Raw genomic sequence first — 20,258 nt, forward strand, 5'->3', positions numbered from 1 at the left:
GGACTTCAGTCCTTCTTAAATCCCAGGAAAAGGACTAAAGTCCTCACTACCAACCAGGAATTTAAGGTTCGTAGTGAGGACTTCAGTCCTTCTTAAATCCCAGGAAAAGGACTAAAGTCCTCACTACCAACCAGGAATTTAAGGTTCGTAGTGAGGACTTCAGTCCTTCTTAAATCCCAGGAAAAGGACTAAAGTCCTCACTACGAACCAAAAGAATTAGGTAATATATGCAAACTTCAGAAACATCTCAAATTCCCAGCGACGATTTCAAACCCGCGAAAGAAAGCAATTTCCTAGCCCAAAATCCCCACTTACAAAGCCTCGAAATCCCAGGTTTCGACGCCAACAATCCGCCAGATCCGAAATTAATCGATACCTGCGTCCACTGCGGCTTTTGTTTGTCAACTTGTCCCAGTTATCGTGTACTCGGTAAAGAAATGGATTCGCCTAGAGGTCGCATTTATTTAATGGATGCCATTAATGAAGGCGACGCACCTTTAAACGAAGCAACTTCGCAGCATTTCGATACTTGTTTGGGCTGTTTGGCCTGCGTGACAACTTGTCCGTCGGGAGTTCAATACGATAAGTTAATTTCCGCAACTCGCCACCAAGTTACTCGAAATCAGAAACGCACTTTTTCTGACAATGTAATTCGGACTCTGATTTTTAATCTCTTTCCTTATCCTCACAGATTGCGCCCTCTGCTTGTACCGCTGTTTATTTATCAAAAATTAGGACTGCCAAAACTTGTCCGCAAAACAGGTTTGCTGAAAAAAGTATTTCCTCGCTTGGCGGCGATGGAATCAATTTTGCCGAAAGTTACTGTCGATTCTTTCCGGGATAATTTGCCCGAAGTCATTCCCGCACAAGGGGAGAAACGCTATCGAGTCGGCGTGATTTTAGGCTGTGTGCAGAGGTTGTTGTTCTCGCCTGTGAATGAGGCTACGGTGCGAGTTTTGACGGCTAACGGTTGCGAGGTTGTGATTCCGAAAAGTCAGGGATGCTGTGCTGCTTTACCGGAACACCAAGGACAAGCCGAACAGGCGAAAGCTTTGGCGAGACAAATGATTGATAGCTTTGAAAATACTAACGTTGATTTTGTGATTATCAATGCTGCTGGGTGCGGTCACACTTTGAAAGAATACGGTCACATTTTAGCTGATGACCCGGATTATCGGGAAAAAGCTGAGCATTTTGCTGCGAATGTAAAGGATATCCAAGAGTTTTTGGCAAGTGCCGGAATTACGGCTAAACTCAATCCTTTGACTGAGGGAGATTTGACGATTGTTTATCAGGATGCTTGTCATTTGTTGCACGGACAAAAGATTAGTTTGCAGCCGCGTCAGTTGTTGCAACAAATCCCTGGGGTGAAGTTGAAAGAACCTGTGGATGCTGCTTTATGTTGCGGGAGTGCGGGGGTTTATAATATGCTTCAGCCGGATGTGGCTGATGAGTTGGGCGTGCAAAAGGTGGAGAATTTGCTGAATACTGGGGCGGAGTTGATTGCTTCTTCTAATCCGGGTTGTTCTTTGCAAATTAAGAAGCATTTGGAGTTGCAGGGTAAGGCTGTTACTTTGATGCACCCGATCGAGCTTTTGGATTATTCTATTCGCGGGGTTAGGTTGCAGAGGAAGTAGTTTTGTAGGGCGGGCGCGGTGTCTGCCCTATTTTCGATGCAATTTTTTGTGAATAAGATTTTTTACCGCAGAGGGCGCAGAGGGCGCAGAGGAAGAGAGGGAAATCTGACTCTTCCCAAACTGCTAAAATTAAATTCAACAGTCTTTCACCCCACACAACTGTTATGGTAACTCAAATCCCATCCCCTACTCAGGAAGCAGTTATTTACCCCGACAGCGACGGTAAACCAATGGCCAATAATACTGACCAATTTCGCTGGATTCTCGTCATCGAACAAAATTTAGAATGGATGTATGCTGATGACGAGAATGTATTCGTAGCTGGTGATTTGTTTTGGTATCCAATCGAGGGAAGATCGAATATTGTTAATGCGCCCGACGTGATGGTTGCGTTCGGCATACCGAAAGGAAGACGCGGTTCTTATCAGCAGTGGAATGAGTCGGGAATTGCGCCGCAAGTTGTGTTTGAAATTCTCTCTCCTAGCAACACGCAGGATGAAATGGATAAGAAGTTGCTATTTTACGATCGCCACGGAGTTGAAGAATATTATATCTACAATCCTAGCAACAACCAACTGCGAGGCTGGCTGCGGGGACAAGATGGCTTAGATGCGATCGCCTTAATGGAAAATTTCGTCAGTCCTCGATTGGCAATTCGCTTTGATTTATCCGGCGATGAATTGCAAATTTATCGACCAGATGGAACCTGGTTTTTTTCCTACGTTGAGATTTGTCAACTGTTAGAGGAAGCCCAACAACGGGCTGAACTTGCAGAAACCACTTTAGCAGAGGAACGCCAGCGGGCCGAACTTGCAGAAACCACTTTAGCAGAGGAACGACGGCGATCGCAGATTTTGGTGGAACGGTTGCGAGAAATGGGCATTAACCCAGATGAATTAAGTTAGACAGACTCCAATCGATCGGCATTGACCCGGAACAATTTTAAACTGGATTGGGGAAAAGATCGATCGCACTTTTCAAATTGAGCAAAAGTGCGATCTGGAACCACGACAACTGTCAACTGTCAACTGTCAACTGACTCTTCCAACTTCAAAAAATGCACTTGTCCCGAAGCTTCCGCCGCGACAATTGTCACCCCATCTGGTGCCATAGCGCAAGCTTTCAAAGCACTATCTCCCCTGAAAGTAGCAACTATTTTTCGACTCAACAAATCCCAAACTTTCAGAGTATTATCATCCGAAACTGAAATCACTCTATTTCCCACAGTCGCCAAAGCTGTAATCGCATCCGCATGACCCGTCAAAGTAAAAATTTCCTTTTGACTCGACAAATCCCAAACTTTAATCAGTTTCTTCCTCCCCCCAGAAATTCCCCATTTACCGTCTGTGGTAACTACCACAGCATTCACAAAACTCTCATGACCTTTGAGAGTAAAAAGTTGATTTTTTACGACTAAATTCCATAAATTTGCCAAAATATTATTTTCTTTTCCCAAACTCCAAACTTTCAGACTTGTGTCGCCGGAAGCCGAAATTATCCGCTTGCCATCGGGAGTAACTGCCACAGCTTTTATCCCGTCGGTGTGACCGATAAATGTAAAAACTTCCTCTCCTGTTTCCAAATTCCAAATTTTAATACTTTTGTCTCCCGAACCAGAAATTGCCAGCCGGCCGTCGGGGGTAACAGCAACCGAATTTACCCAATCTGTATGACCTGTCAGACTAAATATTTCTTCTCCAGTTTCCAGATTCCAAACTTTAACTGTTTTGTCACCTGAACCTGAAACTATTCTCTGGCTGTCGGGGGTAACAGCGATTGCTTTTACCCAATCTTTATGACCGGGAATAGCAAAAATTTCCTCTCCATTTTCCAGATTCCAGACTTTAATGCTGTTATCTCCCGAACCGGAAATTGCTTTTTTACCGTCGGCAGTCACTGCTAAAGCATTTACCCAGTCATCGTGACCGGCAGATGATAAATTTTCTTTGCCTGTTTCTAAGTGCCAAACTTTGAGAGTTTTGTCAGAGGAACCAGAAACTATCCGCTTGCCGTCGGGGGTGACAGCAACAGCATTCACCGGGGCGATGTGATTGGTAAAAGTAAATAGTTCTTCTTTTGTTTCCAAATTCCAAACTTTCAGCGTTTTGTCGCCTGCGGCCGAAACTACGCGTTTTCCGTCGGGACTGACTGCCACAGCTTGGACGAAACTGCTGTGAATTCCTAAAGTGAAAAGTTTTTCTCTGGCACTCAAACTCCAAACTTTGATTGTGCCGTCGTAACTGCCGGAAATTATGTGTTCGCCGTCGGGAGTTACTGCTACAGCTTTTACCCAATCTGCGTGACCGGTAAGGGTAAAAAGTTCTTTTCCTGTTTCTAGGTTCCAGACTTTAATGCTGTTGTCGCCAGACCCGGAAATCAACCGCTTGCTGTCTGGAGTTACTGCTACGGACTGGACAAAACTGCTGTGACCTTTGAGGTTGAAAATCACTGCCCCTGTTGACAAATCCCAAACTTTTATGCTGCCGTCCCAGGAACCAGAAATTACTCGCTTGCCGTCGGGAGTTACTGCTACAGCTTCTACTGCAAAAGTATCGCCTGCAAATGTTAATATTTCTGTTCCAGTAGCTAAATTCCAAATTTTAATAGTATTGTCCCAAGAACCTGAAATTACTTTTGTTCCGTCTGGGGTTACGGCTACAGCATTAACGTAGGTAAGATGACCTTTGAGGGTGGAAAGTTCTTCTCCTGTTTCTAAGTCCCAAACTTTGAGAGTGTGGTCGGAGGATGCAGAAATTGCTCGCTTGCCGTCGGGGGTGATTGCTACAGCTTGTACCCAATCTGTATGTCCGGTGAGAGTGCGTAGCAATCTGCCGCCAGGGGGGGTAAAGCTGGGGGTTAGCGGCCGCAGCCAGGGTATTTTTTGTTGTTGTGCTTGGGCTAGCAGTGCTTGAATTTCGGGAATTTCAAAGCGCATCAACCGGGCAATTAGTTGGGTCGCTAGTTGGGTTTTATCTTTGGCTAAAATGTGGGCAGAAAGCCTGATTGCTTCTTGGATTAATTTGAGTTTGTCGGCTTTTTCATCGGAGGTGATAATATCGGGACTTGTTGCTAAATCGTAATCTTCTATTAGCGCTTGTGCTCCCGCTGCTGACAGCTTGGCTTCAATAAAATTGTAATCTGTTAGTAAGCTGTATAATTTCTCTGAGTCGGAAGTCGCTGCTAGCTGACTTGGTAGGATTCCCAAACAGTGCGTCTGTTCTGCGGGCTGCATTTTATCCAGCCCTTGTGTAAACTCGCTCATAAATTTGTGTATGTCTTTTTTTAATGTATGCGATCGCTAGCTGCACCTTGCCCAAAACCCGATCGAGAAAGTTTTCTCACTTACTTTGCTCGTTTACTTAGCATGGCATATTTGAAGGCTATTTGCTACCGGGCTGCTGCCCTCGGTTTGGCGATCCTTCGATGAATCGCTGGTTTTTTAGTCTGAGTCTGGTTTGAGAATTTTCAAGTCCTGCGATTGCCATCAACCACCACCAAGATCGTTCAACTCAAAGCCCAAAATCTACCGATCGACAACTATCTGACATATATCGTTGTTTTTCTTAACATAACGGGTTTTGGGCAATGATTGTCGATCGCTCCACACAATTGATTTTTGATTTTTGATTTTTGATTTTGGATACTTCGACTTCCTTCGGCTACCTTCAGGAAAAGTCGCTGTACAAGTTTGAGACGGAGGCTAGGACGATCGCTCTTACAATTAAAGAATTGACTTCGAGCGCAGTGAATCTGGAAAGTTGAACGTTGTACTAAAATTTGCAGAACTTAAGTTGGCAGGCTGTACCCGTTTTTGGACGGAGTTAAGGTAAAATTTGTGAGCGCGCCATCCTGTTTGATGTGCTCCCCAAGACTTGTTTAGCGAAATACGGTAGCGAATGCTCTAATTTTAGGTCGATCGGGCTGCATCGGCCCGACAGATGTCCGCCTGCTTGGGTTTTGTACCTCAACCGCACCTGCTTGGCTCAAACCTCCCGAAAAGCTTTGCAGGTGCGCCCCGTTCCTTTAAAATAGAAAACAGGACTTGCACTCTTAAACCGGGTTTCTCGCTAAAATCATTGGTTTGGCGGCTAGTTACTCAAAAAGAAACCGGTTTTCTGACTCCATAGCGCGCAAGTCGCGATCGCAAATCAAGAACTATTTAAGTTTAGAGACAAATTTCATGGATGTTATCGAGTTTTTCGAGTTAAGTGCAGGCAAATGGTTTTCCCAGCGCACCGTACACAATCTCAATTCTGGGGAATTGCAAGCAGGTAAATCTGACCTCAAAATAGAAATGCTGACAGCTAACGATGCAGCAGTCGTCAAACTTTGCCAACAGCACTCGACTAACCCGGACTCAACTGGACTCAGGGGCGTTCGGATTTCTTGGGACGGTGTTCCCGATCGCAACCAAGCTAAACAAGTTGGTTCTACAATATTAGCGATCGTCCCGAATCCCGACAATCCTAGCGAAGGCAAAGTGTTGCAAGCCAAGGGAAACACCCGTTACGTGATGGGCGGCGACGATGTGCTGACATTGATTACAGAATCAGATACCGTCCATGCTGAAGAAAGGCTGTGGTATCTCATCCCCAATCTGCGCTTGCGGACTAGCGTTGTCAAGCAAGCAGACGGTACGGAACAAGCATCTTTTTGTTCGGAAATTCGGATGGGTGGAAGTCCGAAAAACAGTTGACAGTTGACAGTTGACAGTTGACCAAGGAAGGAAGAAAGAAAGAAAGAAAAAAAGAAAGAAAGAAAGAGGATTGGAGTAATAGACTTGAATTGCCAAAATATTTTTGCGGTGTTGTTTGCATTAATTCTTGTTGACTGTTCCCCGTTCCCTGTTCCCTATTCCCGACTTTTGCAAGAAGTCTAATGAATAGTCTGATTTTTATTTCTCCAGACAAGGGTTCCGGCTTTCAACCAATTCTTTCTGGTAATTGGTGAGTTCCTCACTCGCAGGGAGAACCTCTATATCTAATTTCCCAAAATGAATACAAGCCCCAAGTATCCTGAGTAATTCTCCCAAAATTTTAGACTCCTTTTCAACCTCCCAGATGAATCTGTAAAGTAAATCGAAAAATCAAAAATCGACTAACACCTTATTTCTTTTTGATACTTTCTCCTTTCTTTCTGCGACCTTCTCGGGCAACGGCTTTTAACTTGGTGTGAAAATCAGTGTGTTTGGCAACTGGGAATGATTTGGTGACAGGTTTGTCTGTTAATTTGCGATCGGGTTCGGCTCCATCGGCCAGGGCGGTAACATCCACATCTTCATATACTACAACTTCTGTATTTTCTTGAGTGCGATCGCCAGCAGTGGCGAGTTTTTCTGTTTCCAGGGCTTCTGTATTGGGGACTTCTGCATCTGACGCGCGATCGATTTCTGCTTCTGACTGCTTGCTCGTATCTATTTCGGCGACACCGAATTCGGATTCTGGGTGGGATAAAAGTATCTCTTCCTGCGACGGTTGAGCATAACTTTCAAAGGTTAAATCTTGAGGAAAATTGTTGCAAACTAAGCGTTCAAACTCGCGATTAAAATGATATAGTGGTTGGCCTATCCGGTGCCACATACTCAATAGCTGTCCGACAGAAACAGCTTTGTAGCGCCCTTGATAAAGCGCTTCAACCACTGCTAAACGCAACCAATAGCCGGGATACTTGGTCAACCATTCACCAGCCAATTTCTCTGCTTTTTTGCCACCTAGGTCAAAACCGTAGTGAACCAGCAGAGCCGCTGCTTGTGCAGATATTGCCGTCACTTCTGTCATGGGAATTGGTAATTAGTCAGTTGTCAGTTGTTAGTTGTTATCAGTTGTCAGTTGATAGGGGCGGTGGATGGTGCGGGCTGGCCCTCTTAATTGTCAGTTGGTAGGGGCGGTACCCCCGTGCGGGCCCTCTTAGTTGTCAGGAGTGCTGTCCCCCCCGAGCAAAATTTATCATTAGTTCTTAGTCCTTAGTCCTTGGGAATTGCAAAATAGGGAATTGGTGATTATTTTTGCTTCGTTATTACCAATTACTAATTACCAGAAAGAATTGGTTGAAAGCCCTAAGCCGGAGCGGAAGAAATTAAAATCAGACTATTCATTACTCCAATCCTCTTCCTTCTAGGTTGAGGTAGCTCTCCTTCGGCCAACTGTCAACTGTTGAACCATTACCCAACTTAAGTGTGGCAAGGGGTCGCCCGTTATACCCGTAGGGTTAACGGGTGGGGAATTGCCGCCCGGAAATAAAAGGCGAAGTAACATTCATTTTGAAAAATTGTACTCATAGCCATCAGAAAAGTGAATGGTCGTCAAATACTTGGGGTGAACATCAAATCTTCTGTCACGCAACAGCAACATAAAACCTGGTCTAAACCTGATAGCAATTCGTCCCGTGTATTTTCCTGCATATTTACCAGAGGGAATATCGGCTTTAACAATGTCCCCAGTGGTAAACCCCATATAAAATTTAGCTTTTGGTGCATGACGTGCAGGAAAACCGTATTTATCGGGTCGGCATCTCTGTCTAGTTCCGTGTCCTTTTGCAGTTACCTTGAGAGGTTTGATTCCCCGAATTAATAGCTGTTCTGGAGTAGAATCCCCTACACAAGTGGCATCTGTCCAGTGCTGCTTCTCAATCCCTCTGGTTTGACGATTAAACTTTGTCCGACCACCAGAACCTATTTCTACAGGCAAGTCTGTAGATTGAAGCCTTCTATAAAGTTCCCAACGAGTAGTATTAACAGCAGCCGCATCTTTAAGTGGTGATGAAGCTTGAGCTAAAACCCGCTTGAGAAGTAATGGTTTTTTCTTCAGGAACTCTTCGATAGATTTGTTGCCCTTGGCTTGGTTACAGGAATGACAGCTAAGACAAAGGTTACTGACTCTGTTAGAGCCTCCTTTACTTCGAGCCAGGATATGCTCAATTTCAAATGGGACATTCTCAACGCCACAGTAAGCACATTTCCTGTTCCACTTTTGGAGCAAATACTCTTTAACCTCAAACCCAAATAGCTCACCCCGTTGGTACTCGATCCCACTAATTTCGGGGTTTTGCATTTGTTGTAGGTCAAATCGAACTAGCTCTTGGGAAATTGCGGTAATTGGGCAGATTTTTCTGATTCGCTTCACCCAGGTCTCAATGTTAGCAATTCGACTTTCAAGAGAAGGAGGTAGCCAGCCCTGTTTACGAGTTCGGTTTAAGAAACGAGGTTTGCGGTAACGAGTTTTGCGATTTCGGCGACCTCTTCTTAATCCTCTACGAGATTCCAGAGCATCTTTAATCTGTTGTCCTCGATGAGAGATTTCTAAGGCATTTGTGACACGCCCTGTCTCTTCTTGAACCACAGCAATACCCGTTGTTTTAGAACCTGGATCGATTTTAATTCGATGAGAATGTACGATCGAATCTTCAACAACCCTATCCTGCAAAACAATGGTGAATGGATATCGCTTAAGTATTTTAGCCTTCCCTTTGTTCAGTAGTTCTCTTGCCCTTGCTGGATGCGTTGGGTCAAGAGGATTCAAGTTTTTATCTAGAACAAAAACGCGCATTACTGCTGCCTCTCATTACTGGTGAAGTTTGCCTCGACAAAGTTATTAAGTCTTGTTAGGTACAGCTCACTGGCTTAACTCATTACACCTGTTTAAAGCTGTACGAAAGAGCTACAAACTGGCACGTATCTGTAGGTTTCATGAACCCAATAACGTAGTTCTTCCGAACTGAGTCTGGTCAAGTTAGAGCTTCTTACAAGCTCCCGCCATACCCGAAGCGGGTTGACGGTGAGTTCTTGACTTCAATTAATCGGATAAACGCACACCTCCTTCTACTGTTCGCACGTCCCCGGAAAATGGTTGGGGTGTGCCGTTCCAGTTGAAGTCGCTAATTCTAAATGTCAGGCTGCCGACTTGACGCTCAGGATTAAAACGCAAAATAATTGCGTAGCTGCGACGGCTGTATTCTAAAGTGTAGTTCGTACTGATTGTTTCCCTGCTATCTAAATTAATAGCACTTTGAAACCCGACTCGAAACCCTCCGTAAACTTGCTGCACGAGTCCAAAAGACAGGACTTTCAAATCTACTAACCGATCGAACAAATAAGGCGATACCCCGTCCCGCGCTACCTGAGTGTAAGTCACGTTAAATCCAGTGTAGTCGAGGAAAGGGCGGGAGAAATGGCCGAACTGCCCTTGAATGCCGATGCTGCTGGCGATCGAATTTTGTCGATCGCCACTACTATAATAAGAGCCAACTCCTCGGACTCCCAAAGCCAGTTGCAAGAAGGGAACCACCGGCGTCCTGGTGTACTTCAAACCCTGGGTGGGAGTGCGGGGCAGCGGTTGACCTTGCCACAGGTTGAAGCCGCGGCTGAGGGCGACGCTGACTTGGGCGCGGCCCAAATCGATGCGGTTGTTTTCGCGCACGGGATCGAGCAAATCTGCTCGATCGGTGTCAGCATTGATAAATTGATACCCGGCTTGGTAGCTGAAATTGATGCCTGTGTTGCCGATTTGCATCTGTGGGGAAGTGAGGACGGCCCCGAGACTGCTGTTGACGGTTTGAAAGCCTAGAGAACCGTTAAACAGTCGATCGCGATAACTATATTCTGCGGCTAGATTGTGATTGCCGATCGACTGTCGCAGCCGCAAATTGCCCCGAAAAGCATTTTCAGCTAAATCCGGGAAATTATCAAAATTCAGAAATAACGCCGATCCTTCCAGGCTGGTGCGAGGGCCCAAAGTCGCGTTCAACTTGGCTTTCAGCCCGTAGCTGTCGGATGCAAACGGACTGCCGCCGTTCTTTTCCACGATTCGCTGGAGGTAAATTTGGGGTGTTAGAGTCAGGCGCACGGGCCCATCCTGGAACACTTCATAACCGCACTCGGCAAACAAACCGCCCCTGTCGCCCCCGTCGTAGCCGAAAGTCAAACAGGGGCCGTTTTTCTGTTGGCTGTCAAAAACTTGCCTGCGGGGATACACGGGTATTTTGATGCGGTTGTCGAACACCAAGCGGGGCGAATTTGTGACTAATTCCTCAGCCGTGGGCGAAATCCTGGTAATCGTTGCCCTCCGAGCCCTGTATTCGAGTTCCGGCGGGGAAAACGGGTCATTAGTAATCCGAATGTTGGTTGCTACTCTGACGCCATTTGGCAGTAATTCGAGGCGGTCTGCTTCAAAGCGGACGCGGTTGACGGCGCCGACAATTTGGGGGGCTGCTAACTGTCCGCCACCGCCGCTGCTGCCGCCACCACCGATGGTAATAGTAGCAGCGCCGGGGGATTTGACTCCGCGTAGGGGCTGTTGGCTGGTGAGCCGATCGCTCAGCGGCTGTTCTAGAATGGTTCCAGCACTAATATCTGTGGGTAGTGTGGGGGTTAACTCGCTACCTGCTGCGGGGAGGAATATTTCGCCGCTGGCTTGTTCGACTGCGCCGGAGTTGAGTCCGAGATTGAATTCCATCTGCCTGCCGCGGACCACTTGTTGACCGCGGGTATAGGCGACATTACCGGATGCTATCACTTGGCGGGTGACTAGGTTGACGATCGCGCGATCGGCATCAATCACAGTTTGTCGGAAGCGCACCACAACCCTACCAACCGCCGTGACAATTTGCTGTTTGTCGTCAAATTCTTGGCTGTCGGCCTTAATTTCGATAGTGTCGGCCGGACTTACCGGAAATGGCACTGTCCGCTGAGAAGGCGCGGTGCGGACTCCGGGCGCGGCCGGTTTGGGCTGCGGTTTCGGTGCTGCGGGAGTGGCTGGTTTGGGCGTCGTTGGCGTCGTTGGTGTCGTTGGAATCTCCAATTCTTGCTGCTTTGTAGCAGGCGGTTCTGGCGCTTCGGGAACAGGAATCTCCGCAGGTTCGGGGGAGTTATTTTTTAACTCCTCGCCTTTAGCCTGATACCCGTCGTCTGGCTGTCGGACAGCATTATTGTCCTTTTTGCTCTGATCCCTTGCTGTTCGTTGACGATTCCGAGCGGCAATGGCATTTTCTACTGAACCCAATTGGTAAGCAGTAAACGAGGTATCTTTCTGGGCTGTCACAGTTTCAGGTTGTCCTACAGCAGTCGGAGGCTGAAATTCCGCTGCTGCGCCGTTACTTTCCACAGAGGTTGCGGGGTCAGCAATTTCTGGCGCCCCACTGATGGCTGGGGTGGTGCCGAGGAGTGCTGCTGAGGGTTCTGGTTCGGGCTGAACGATTTCTGGGCTGGGTTCCGGTATTTCTGCGGAGTTGCTGCGGGTGTCTCCATCATTTACTGCCACAGTGAGGGCGACTTTTTTGGGCTTCGCGATGTAGATGATGGCAGAGGGTTCGGGCGGCGGTACCGGATAGGGCATAGTTACAACAGGTGAATCATCCGATTTTAGATTTTAGATTTTAGCTTTTAAATTTTAGAGGATTATTTTATAGCGGAAAATCGATCGTCCAAATTTTTGCATTTAACAGGCAGCGTTTCAAGGTTAACCGGAAATCTTCTGGTGTGCCTCGCAGCTAACCGACTGATCCTCAGAAACTGAGTTGATTGCCAGAAACAATTGGTTTAAAGCCTCCACCCTTGTAGGGAGAAATTAAAATCTGACTATTCGTTGCTCTAATCCTCTTCGTTTCAAAATCAGAAGAGCCTGTCAACTGTCAACTGTCAGCCTGTTTGCTGTCAACTGTCAACTGTCAACTGTCAACTGTCAACTGTCAACTGGGTTTCTTTCGCCATAAGATAACCGACACTTTTTTGCTAACAAATGCTAACAAACGTATAAGTTAAGAGAGTCTCTCAACAAAGGCGTGTCAACCAATGCCCGTAGGAAAATCCCGCGAGCACCATTTAGATCCCGATCCATCTTCAATCCGGTGGCTGCGGACTTAATAGTTCTAGCACCACCTAGATTTTTGACAATTTCGCCCGTCCATGACACCGTTTTTGAGGTATAAGCTTCGTTGCAGTCAATCACGAGTTTGGAATTTTCCCAAGCTTTCCACTTAAGGAAATTCTTAAATTCGTAATGGCTTAGAGTCAACATTTGTCGCACCGTTTTGTTTCTCAACTTACGGCGTGACTTCGACATCATTTGAGAAGTCTCAAACGTAGGCAGTAAGATTACATCAAAGTTATCAACTAAAAACTTAGCTACTTTGTGATGTAACTCTCTGACTAAGTTCTTGATTTTACAACGAAGCCTGCTGGCTGATTTCTTGAATCTTCTTTTCTGCCGACTGGGGGCTTTAGAGATTTTCGATACCAATTTGTCCAACCGAAAACACAGTTTCTGGATGTACAAATTAGAATCATTTCCAAGCCAGCCATAGGAATCTTCAGAGAAAAACGTCATGAAGGTACGGACACCGGGGTCTAAGGCAACGACGCGACCTTGTTTATCGGTCTTGGTTTGTTGCACTTCTTCAGAAACAACTAAATAGTATTCTCCGTAGGCGAGAGTCAACCTCCCATCACTGAACTTTTCAGGCAAAGATTCTGTTAATTGACACTTACCCAGAATGGAATGGTAGACACCGCAGTCTTTTACAGCCGACTTCGGCACATAAATAGATTGCTTGGTGTCTTTTCTACTCCGAAACTTGCATTGGCGGAGTAGACCATCTTTTTTAAAACCCTGTTTAGCTGCTTTGACTGCTAAACAGGCATCTTTGATGGCAATCGATTTAATTTGGAAAGGTACAGGTTTTGCCCATTCTGGCAAACTGTTGAGTATTCCAGTTTTGATTGTCATCCAGTTAGCTTTTGTGCCTGGTTCTTGGAGATATTTGATAGTCGCGTTGTAGACAAAACGACTCACTCCAAACCACTGCTTGATTAAAGCTTTTTGTTCAGGATTTAGGAATAGCCGGATCTTCTTTGATCTTCTTGCTGTAACTTCTGAGTCCCTGCATTCTGCAACGGTCGTCGTGAAGGATGGCGAGAAGATAGCTTGTGAGTTCGCTTTCGCTCGCGTGAACAGTTCCGTCAAGAACCACGATTTGTCCACCGTTTTGTTGAACCATGAACTCGAATAATTCAAATCCGAATCTGCTTTAGATGTCGCCACAGGCAACAACAATCGTGAGCTGTTCGCCGCGCATAAGTCTGACCAGTAGGGCTTGCAGTCCCTTCCTTTTGAAGTTGAGTCCTGACCCGATATCTTGGATGATTTCGGCGTTGGGGTATTACTGTTGCATAAAGTCAACTTGTCTAGCGAGGTCGTCTCGCTATTTGGGCGAACTGACGCGACAGTAGCAAACAACGGTAGTTCTAGTTGCACCGCGCTCTTCGGACTCGACATCATAGAGTCGTTGCCCTGCTTCGTTTTTGATGCTTTTGATCTTCCCTTCGCCTGCATATTTTCTTGTCTGTGTGTGGATGCAAGCCCAGAAATTCGACTGCTTTTCTGAGCGGAACGTATGGCATACAGCAAATATGAGCATAAATTAACAAATGTAAGCAAATACTTTACTGTACGTCAACCTCGCTAGTGGTGCGAGGTCAAGTTTTGTTGGACTAATTTTTGGGGATTTGCTGGCTGACTCGCGGGGGCTGCGGTGACGTGCCCCCGAGTCAGCGACGGAGATAGCTGGTTTATTCCATGTCTCTGCGGTTGGGGTTCCGGGCTGGGTCATTGGACAAAAACCCAAATATGAACAGGGAAACAAAGAATAGAACAACTACATTAACTACGATTTTGAGGGTTAGCACTGTGGGAGTCTCCAAAGATGGCATAATAGCGGGCTGATTTGCTGCTGTTGCGGCAACATTTTTATCTTGACAGTCCCCGACATACAGGCACGGGGATTCTTAAGACATTTCTGTCAAAATATCCCTATTGCTAGGGTTCCCAGGCTGACTGGGTTTGCACGAAGCGTGCTCCCGTCATATCTCCTCAAAAATGTTTTGGGCGTAGACTTTCCCCCAGTCCAGGGGTAGGTTTTTACATCTTGTCTGATGTGCTGATTCTACCATATTGATTTGTGAAGATGGATTTGTTTTTTACTTAACAATGGCAAAAAGCCATCCTCATCAAGGACGGGGTTTTCAATTTGACGTTCTGATAAGCTGTGTTGGATCTAGATTGCCTGTGGTGTTGGAGAGGGAGAGGGTTCGAGGATTGTTCGATCGGGATTTGAAATATACAATTTAAATGCACAACAGCTTAACTAAAGATTAGTCAATTTTATTTTTGCTTTTGAGGATGGTTGGCAAGTTGGTTTTTGCCCAATTCCAGATTTGCTCGATGATTTTTTCGACGCGCACCATGACTAAATCGAGCCATTCGAGCACTTGTTCTAGTGGGTGTTTAATGTAACCCATCGCTTCTGCTTTGGTTTCTAAGTATTCGTCTGCGGGCGGGAGACCTGCGCTCTGATTTTTGGGTGCTGTGACGCTGGTGGCGGGGGTATATCTGCTGGTGGTGGGGGCGATTGCTGCTGGGGATTTGCTGGTTTGTGCGGTGTTCGGGTTGGTGTTTTTTGGCACTTGGGTCTCCGGCGCGCGCTCTGGGGTTGATTCTGCTGCGAGTCCAGATTTATTTTCTGGAGTGACGGCTAAGTTTGAGCCTGTTTGGGGTTGACTTTGTGGGACTTTTGTAAGCAAGCTCTGTTTTAGCTGGGCGAGCATCCTGTGAATTGCTTCGGGGTAAGGCGATATTGAGACTGCGGTCGATCGACTTTCTGACAATTCTACTGTTTCTGCAATTTCATGCTTGACTTCTGGGCCGTTTTCTGATATGGGGTTTTTAACATTTGCCTCGGATTCGGCACTTCCTGCGATCGAGTCCTGCGGTGCTGGTTCTCCGAATAAGTCTTGCCAATTCAACCAAGGTCGATCGACCTTTTGGCTGTTTTCCGTTCGATCTTGTTGGTGACGTTGTTTTAAATAATACTGAATTGCGACAGCTTTTTCGGTATTATCACTAGCTGCCGTTTCTTTGCCCAGCAGTTGGTCTACGGACGACCAAATCATTTTTTCGATATTTCTCGCATATTTTTCGAGGATTTCGCGGGCTGACAAACCTGAATTCGTTTCTGGGGCGGAAGTATTAATTTTTACCTCTAGATTGTCAGCGGTGGTTTTGGCTGTTGGGGGGAGGGTAAATTCTTCGAGGTTGACGGCAGCGCGATCGAGTAATGTGACAAAGGAGATCGGATTGTCGGTGCGATCGAACTTGCTGTTAAAATTAGGTTCTAATTTTGGGGTATTGCGGTCGATCGAATTTGATGGAGCAATCGCCGGCCCTGCGGTGTTGGCCGGAGCGATCGATGCGGTGGATCTTTGAACTAAGATGGCATTGCGGTCGATCGCGCCTTTGACTGCGAGGATTGATTCTCCAAACTGATTTCTTTTCACAGCAACCGGACTCGACTGGAGCCAGGCCATCAATTCCCAAAAACGACGCACCGGCGCCAACCGAGATTTTTTCGCAGCAGACTCTAAACCGAGATTAAATTTTAATTCTTTTTGAGCAATTTCTCGGCGTCCGGGCCCGGAGTTGGCGACTTCCCAAGTTATGCGACTTTCCAGCAGTTCTTGCTGTTCGGGTGTCAAAATATCTAATATGCGATTGCCATCTCCGACTAAGACTAAAGTGCGGGCTGGGATGAAAGTCGCGATTCCCTGAACTTTTTGGGATTGGCTGTCTAATTGAGTTTTGGCCTGGGGAGGTTCTAAGACGGAAGTTGTTTGATGCTTGGCAGCTTGTTTGATAAAGTTGATGGCTGGATGCAAATCGCGATCGGCTTTCTCAGTTGCTGGGTTTGTCTGGATTAACAGCCCAAAACTGGCTAAAGTTGTGGCCGTTTGCGACGAGTTGAGCAAATTTTCAGCGAGGTGCAAGATTTGGTCGATCGAACTTTCATCAGAAACTTCTCCTGGATACCAATTTCCCGAAAAATCTGGATTTTCATCGCCGTCATATTCTTGAAGTTCGGGTAAATCTACTTTTTGGCTGGATTCCCGCAACTGTCGGCTCAACATTCGGGAACTTTGGACGAGCAGGTAAGCTGGATAAAGTAGAATTTGGGTAGCGGTGAGAGTTGCTGCTTGAATTTGTCGCCAAGTGCGATCGCAATTATCGGCAACTTGGCGGGACTGTTTGGATATAAAATTTAATAGTCGGCTTTGGTATGGGCCGTAGTAACCGTCGGACATAAGTTTAATTATTGAATTCAGGTTTTAGATTAGCGCCGGAATGTCTGAATTTTGCAGTAAAATCAAAACTGGATATTAATCGCAGTTTCAAACCCTCTGAAACCTTTATTTCTTCGCGTCCTTTGCGTCTTCGCGGTTCGATACTGAGCCCAGATTCCTACGCAAGTCCTATTTTAGCTAAATATGAGCGTCGCTGTGCCACCTGCTAGCAATAATATTTCTGAAGTTGTAGAGAAGTTGCGCCGCCTCAGTCAAGTGGAGGTTCAGTCTGGTTGGAGGTACTGCGATGCTGACTCGGCTGCTGTCGGTTCGGTAGGTATTTCTAACAAGCAGGTTGTCGAACTTAACGAAAAAGGACATATTGCTTGGCCCTCTGGGAAGCAAGTTGTTTATTTAGGACAGAAATTTGTCATTCCTGACAATTTGCACGGCTATCCTCTAGCAGGTTTGCGTTTGCTGTTGAGTTTGACTTGGTGGGCAGAAGATGCGACTATTTTTGTCAACGGTGAGTTAGTCGGACAAGGTGATTTATTCGATTGTGCCGATCGAGTTTTGTTGAGTGTGGCGGTGAATCCGGGAGATGAATTTTTAGTTATTTTGCGGTTGGTAAGTCCTGGACACGATAACGGTGCTTTGGTGCGATCGATTTGTTTGTATGAAGCTGCGGACTCTACTTGTTTCGATCCGGGTTTTGTGGCGGACGAATTAGAGATTTTGCAAAGTGCGATCGATCGAAATTTAGGAAACAAACATTCCCAAAATTTATCCATTGAAATTTTAGCAAGTCGCCCAATGTACGTCAAGGGAGAAAGGCTGCAATCTGGGATTGATTTGGCGGTTGGTTTGATTGATTGGTCTGCTTTGCCGAATCGCGCCAAGTTCGATCGATCTTTATCTGTATTGCGACACAATTTACTGGGATATCTGCGGGCTTTTTCTGGAGAGTTAGATGATTTAACCGCAGAGGGCGCAGAGGGCGCAGAGGGAGGATGTAGGCAGATACTTTCTCAGGTTTCAGAAAATCAGAACTCTACATCTATATATATAGGTGAAACTGCCGATATTCCTTCTTTTTCTGGAGAGTTAGATGATTTAACCGCAGAGGGCGCAGAGGGCGCAGAGGGAGGATGTAGGCAGATACTTTCTCAGGTTTCAGAAAATCAGAACTCTACATCTATATATATAAATGAAACTGCCGATATAGCTTTTCTCAATCAAGTCATCCACTCACCAGTAAATCACCAATTCCCAATTACAAATTCCCAATTTAGACCTGACTCACTTGAAACTTGCCATACATCTATATATGGTAAAATCTATTTGGTTGGTCACGCTCATTTAGACTTAGCTTGGCTGTGGCCTGTCCCGGAAACTTGGGAAGCGGCGGAACGAACTTTTGAGTCGGTATTGAAATTGCAATCTGAGTTTCCCGATTTGATTTTCTGTCATTCAACTCCAGCGCTTTATGCTTGGATGGAAGAGCACCGCCCGGACTTATTTGCAGCAATTCAAAAACAGGTGGCGGCTGGTTGTTGGGAAGTTGTTGGTGGGATGTGGGTTGAACCGGATTTAAACTTGATTTCGGCTGAGTCAATGGTGCGGCAAGTTTTTTACGGACAGCGTTATGCGAAAGAAAAGTTTGGGGAGTTGATGCGGGTGGCTTGGCTACCGGATACTTTTGGTTTTGGGTGGCAATTACCTCAGATTTTGCGGCAAGGTGGAGTTGACTATTTTGTGACGCAGAAGTTGCGCTGGAATGATTCGACGCAATTTCCCCACGGTGCGTTTTGGTGGGAAGGGTTGGATGGTACTAAAATATTTAGCATGATGTCTGGTGCGATCGGCGAAAGTATAGAATCGGTTAAAATGGCAAGTCATGCTTTTGATTGGCAAGTTAAGACTGGTTTGCCAGATGCTCTTTGGTTGCCGGGAGTTGGCGACCACGGCGGCGGCCCGACTCGCGATATGCTAGAAGTGGCGAAACGCTGGAAATTGTCGCCTTTTTTCCCAAGGTTGGAGTTTGCCAAGGCTGTTGATTATTTGTCTTTGATTGAGAGTCAGTTTTTGCAGGAAGTTGCCGAGGTTGATTCTCTACCTGATGTTTCGCAGTCGCCAAGTCGGGAAAATTTACCAATTGCTGAAGTCGTCGAAACTTTGTCGGATGTCATATCTCCAAAATTACTCGAAAATTCGACAACTTTATCCGAAAGCCGAACTTCCAATCTCAAAAATCCCGCAAGTTTACCAATTGCTGAAGTCATCGAAACTTTGGCGGATATCATATCTCCAAACTTACTCGAAAATTCGACAACTTTACCCGAAAGTACAACTTCAACTCAAGAAACTCCCGCAAGTTTGCCAATTTCTGAAGTTGTAGAAACTTTATCGGATGTCGCAGCGGAAAATTCCGCAACTTTACCCGACAGCCTTAACTCCAATCTCAAAAATCCCGCAAGTTTGCCAATTTCTGAAGTTGTCGAAACTTTATCGGATGTCGCACATCCAAATTTACTAGAAAATTCCGCAACTTTACCCGACAGCCTTAACTCCAATCTCAAAAATCCCGCAAGTTTGCCAATTGCTGAAGTTGTAGAAACTTTATCGGATGTCGCAGCGGAAAATTCGACAAGTTCATCCGAAAGCCTCAACTCCAATCTCAAAACTCCCGCAAGTTTGCCAATTCCTGAAGTTGTCGAAACTTTGTCGGATGTCGCACCTCCAAAATTAGTCGAAAATTCCGCAACTTTACCCGACAGCCTTAACTCCAATCTCAAAAATCCCGCAAGTTTGCCAATTCCTGAAGTTGTAGAAACTTTGTCGGATGTCGCACCTCCAAAATTAGTCGAAAATTCCGCAACTTTACCCGACAGCCTTAACTCCAATCTCAAAAATCCCGCAAGTTTGCCAACTTCTGAAGTTGTCGAAACTTTATCGGATGTCGCAGCGGAAAATTCGACAAGTTCATCCGAAAGCCTCAACTCCAATCTCAAAAATCCCGCAAGTTTGCCAATTTCTGAAGTTGTCGAAACTTTATCAGGTGTCGCATCGGGACAATTACTAGAAAATTCCGCAACTTTACCCGACAGCCTTAACTCCAATCTCAAAAATCCCGCAAGTTTGCCAATTTCTGAAGTTGTCGAAACTTTGTCGGATGTCGCAGCGGAAAATTCGACAAGTTCATCCGAAAGCCTCAACTCCAATCTCAAAACTCCCGCAAGTTTGCCAATTGCTGAAGTTGTCGAAACTTTATCAGGTGTCGCATCGGGACAATTACTAGAAAATTCCGCAACTTTACCCGGAAGTGCAACTTCAACTCAGGAAAATCCCGCAAGTTTGCCAATTTCTGAAGTCGTCGAAACTTTGTCGGATGTCGCACCTCCAAAATTAGTCGAAAATTCCGCAACTTTACCCGGAAGTGCAACTTCAACTCAGGAAACTCCCGCAAGTTTGCCAATTCCTGAAGTCGTCGAAACTTTATCGGATGTCGCACCTCCAAA

Annotated in this window: 10 protein-coding genes and 1 pseudogene; 4 read left to right on the top strand and 7 right to left on the bottom strand. The window is 45.9% G+C overall.

What is annotated here, in order from left to right; genetic code table 11:
- Window positions 1-227: 227 nt before the first annotated feature.
- Both QZ938_RS29110 and QZ938_RS29115 read left to right on the top strand, forming a co-directional pair.
- Window positions 228-1,637 (top strand): heterodisulfide reductase-related iron-sulfur binding cluster, encoded by a 1,410-nt coding sequence (locus QZ938_RS29110; protein ID WP_293353696.1) that lies wholly within the window; start codon window positions 228-230, stop codon window positions 1,635-1,637.
- Between the two features lie 164 nt (window positions 1,638-1,801).
- The gene (locus QZ938_RS29115) at window positions 1,802-2,542 is read left to right on the top strand and encodes a Uma2 family endonuclease (protein WP_293353698.1); all 741 of its coding nucleotides are present in this window, start codon (window positions 1,802-1,804) and stop codon (window positions 2,540-2,542) included.
- Between the two features lie 119 nt (window positions 2,543-2,661).
- On the opposite strand, the gene QZ938_RS29120 is transcribed toward QZ938_RS29115, so the two are convergent.
- Entirely contained in the window at window positions 2,662-4,899 is a 2,238-nt protein-coding gene (locus tag QZ938_RS29120; RefSeq protein ID WP_293353700.1) for a hypothetical protein, read from the bottom strand.
- 918 nt (window positions 4,900-5,817) lie between these two features.
- Here QZ938_RS29120 and QZ938_RS29125 point away from each other — a divergent pair.
- On the top strand, window positions 5,818-6,333 hold the full coding sequence (locus tag QZ938_RS29125) for a phycobiliprotein lyase (protein WP_293147708.1): 516 nt from the start codon (window positions 5,818-5,820) through the stop codon (window positions 6,331-6,333).
- A 409-nt stretch (window positions 6,334-6,742) separates the two neighbouring features.
- Here the strand turns inward: QZ938_RS29125 and QZ938_RS29130 are convergent, their stop codons facing one another.
- The 6 genes from QZ938_RS29130 to QZ938_RS29155 all read right to left on the bottom strand — a co-directional run bounded on the left by QZ938_RS29130 (window position 6,743) and on the right by QZ938_RS29155 (window position 16,761).
- Window positions 6,743-7,414: a hypothetical protein gene (locus QZ938_RS29130; protein WP_293353702.1), complete on the bottom strand. Its 672-nt coding sequence runs from the start codon at window positions 7,412-7,414 to the stop codon at window positions 6,743-6,745.
- Window positions 7,415-7,891: 477 nt separating this feature from the next.
- Window positions 7,892-9,181, bottom strand: coding sequence for an RNA-guided endonuclease IscB (iscB, locus tag QZ938_RS29135; RefSeq protein ID WP_293353704.1), 1,290 nt, complete (start codon window positions 9,179-9,181; stop codon window positions 7,892-7,894).
- A gap of 246 nt (window positions 9,182-9,427) precedes the next feature.
- Window positions 9,428-11,965, bottom strand: a complete 2,538-nt coding sequence (locus tag QZ938_RS29140) for a DUF3769 domain-containing protein (RefSeq protein WP_293353706.1) — start codon at window positions 11,963-11,965, stop codon at window positions 9,428-9,430.
- Between the two features lie 405 nt (window positions 11,966-12,370).
- Window positions 12,371-13,960: a transposase gene (locus QZ938_RS29145; protein ID WP_293363566.1), complete on the bottom strand. Its 1,590-nt coding sequence runs from the start codon at window positions 13,958-13,960 to the stop codon at window positions 12,371-12,373.
- Window positions 13,961-14,196: 236 nt separating this feature from the next.
- Window positions 14,197-14,313, bottom strand: a complete 117-nt coding sequence (locus tag QZ938_RS29150) for a photosystem II reaction center protein I (RefSeq protein WP_039887172.1) — start codon at window positions 14,311-14,313, stop codon at window positions 14,197-14,199.
- Between the two features lie 465 nt (window positions 14,314-14,778).
- On the bottom strand, window positions 14,779-16,761 hold the full coding sequence (locus QZ938_RS29155; RefSeq protein ID WP_293353708.1) for a hypothetical protein: 1,983 nt from the start codon (window positions 16,759-16,761) through the stop codon (window positions 14,779-14,781).
- A 183-nt stretch (window positions 16,762-16,944) separates the two neighbouring features.
- Here QZ938_RS29155 and QZ938_RS29160 point away from each other — a divergent pair.
- Window positions 16,945-20,258 (top strand): annotated as a pseudogene (locus tag QZ938_RS29160) (hypothetical protein); the annotation flags it as partial.

The organism is Microcoleus sp. CAWBG27 (genome assembly GCF_020883145.1).
Classification (GTDB): Bacteria; Cyanobacteriota; Cyanobacteriia; order Cyanobacteriales; family Microcoleaceae; genus Microcoleus.

Coding starts and splice junctions, on each gene's coding strand:
- QZ938_RS29130 (WP_293353702.1), bottom strand. CDS start 7,414: ATGACAGAAGTGACGGCAATATCTGCACAAGCAGCGGCTCTGCTGGTT.
- QZ938_RS29110 (WP_293353696.1), top strand. CDS start 228: ATGCAAACTTCAGAAACATCTCAAATTCCCAGCGACGATTTCAAACCC.
- QZ938_RS29155 (WP_293353708.1), bottom strand. CDS start 16,761: ATGTCCGACGGTTACTACGGCCCATACCAAAGCCGACTATTAAATTTT.
- QZ938_RS29145 (WP_293363566.1), bottom strand. CDS start 13,960: ATGCAGGCGAAGGGAAGATCAAAAGCATCAAAAACGAAGCAGGGCAAC.
- QZ938_RS29115 (WP_293353698.1), top strand. CDS start 1,802: ATGGTAACTCAAATCCCATCCCCTACTCAGGAAGCAGTTATTTACCCC.
- QZ938_RS29120 (WP_293353700.1), bottom strand. CDS start 4,899: ATGAGCGAGTTTACACAAGGGCTGGATAAAATGCAGCCCGCAGAACAG.
- iscB (WP_293353704.1), bottom strand. CDS start 9,181: ATGCGCGTTTTTGTTCTAGATAAAAACTTGAATCCTCTTGACCCAACG.
- QZ938_RS29140 (WP_293353706.1), bottom strand. CDS start 11,965: ATGCCCTATCCGGTACCGCCGCCCGAACCCTCTGCCATCATCTACATC.
- QZ938_RS29125 (WP_293147708.1), top strand. CDS start 5,818: ATGGATGTTATCGAGTTTTTCGAGTTAAGTGCAGGCAAATGGTTTTCC.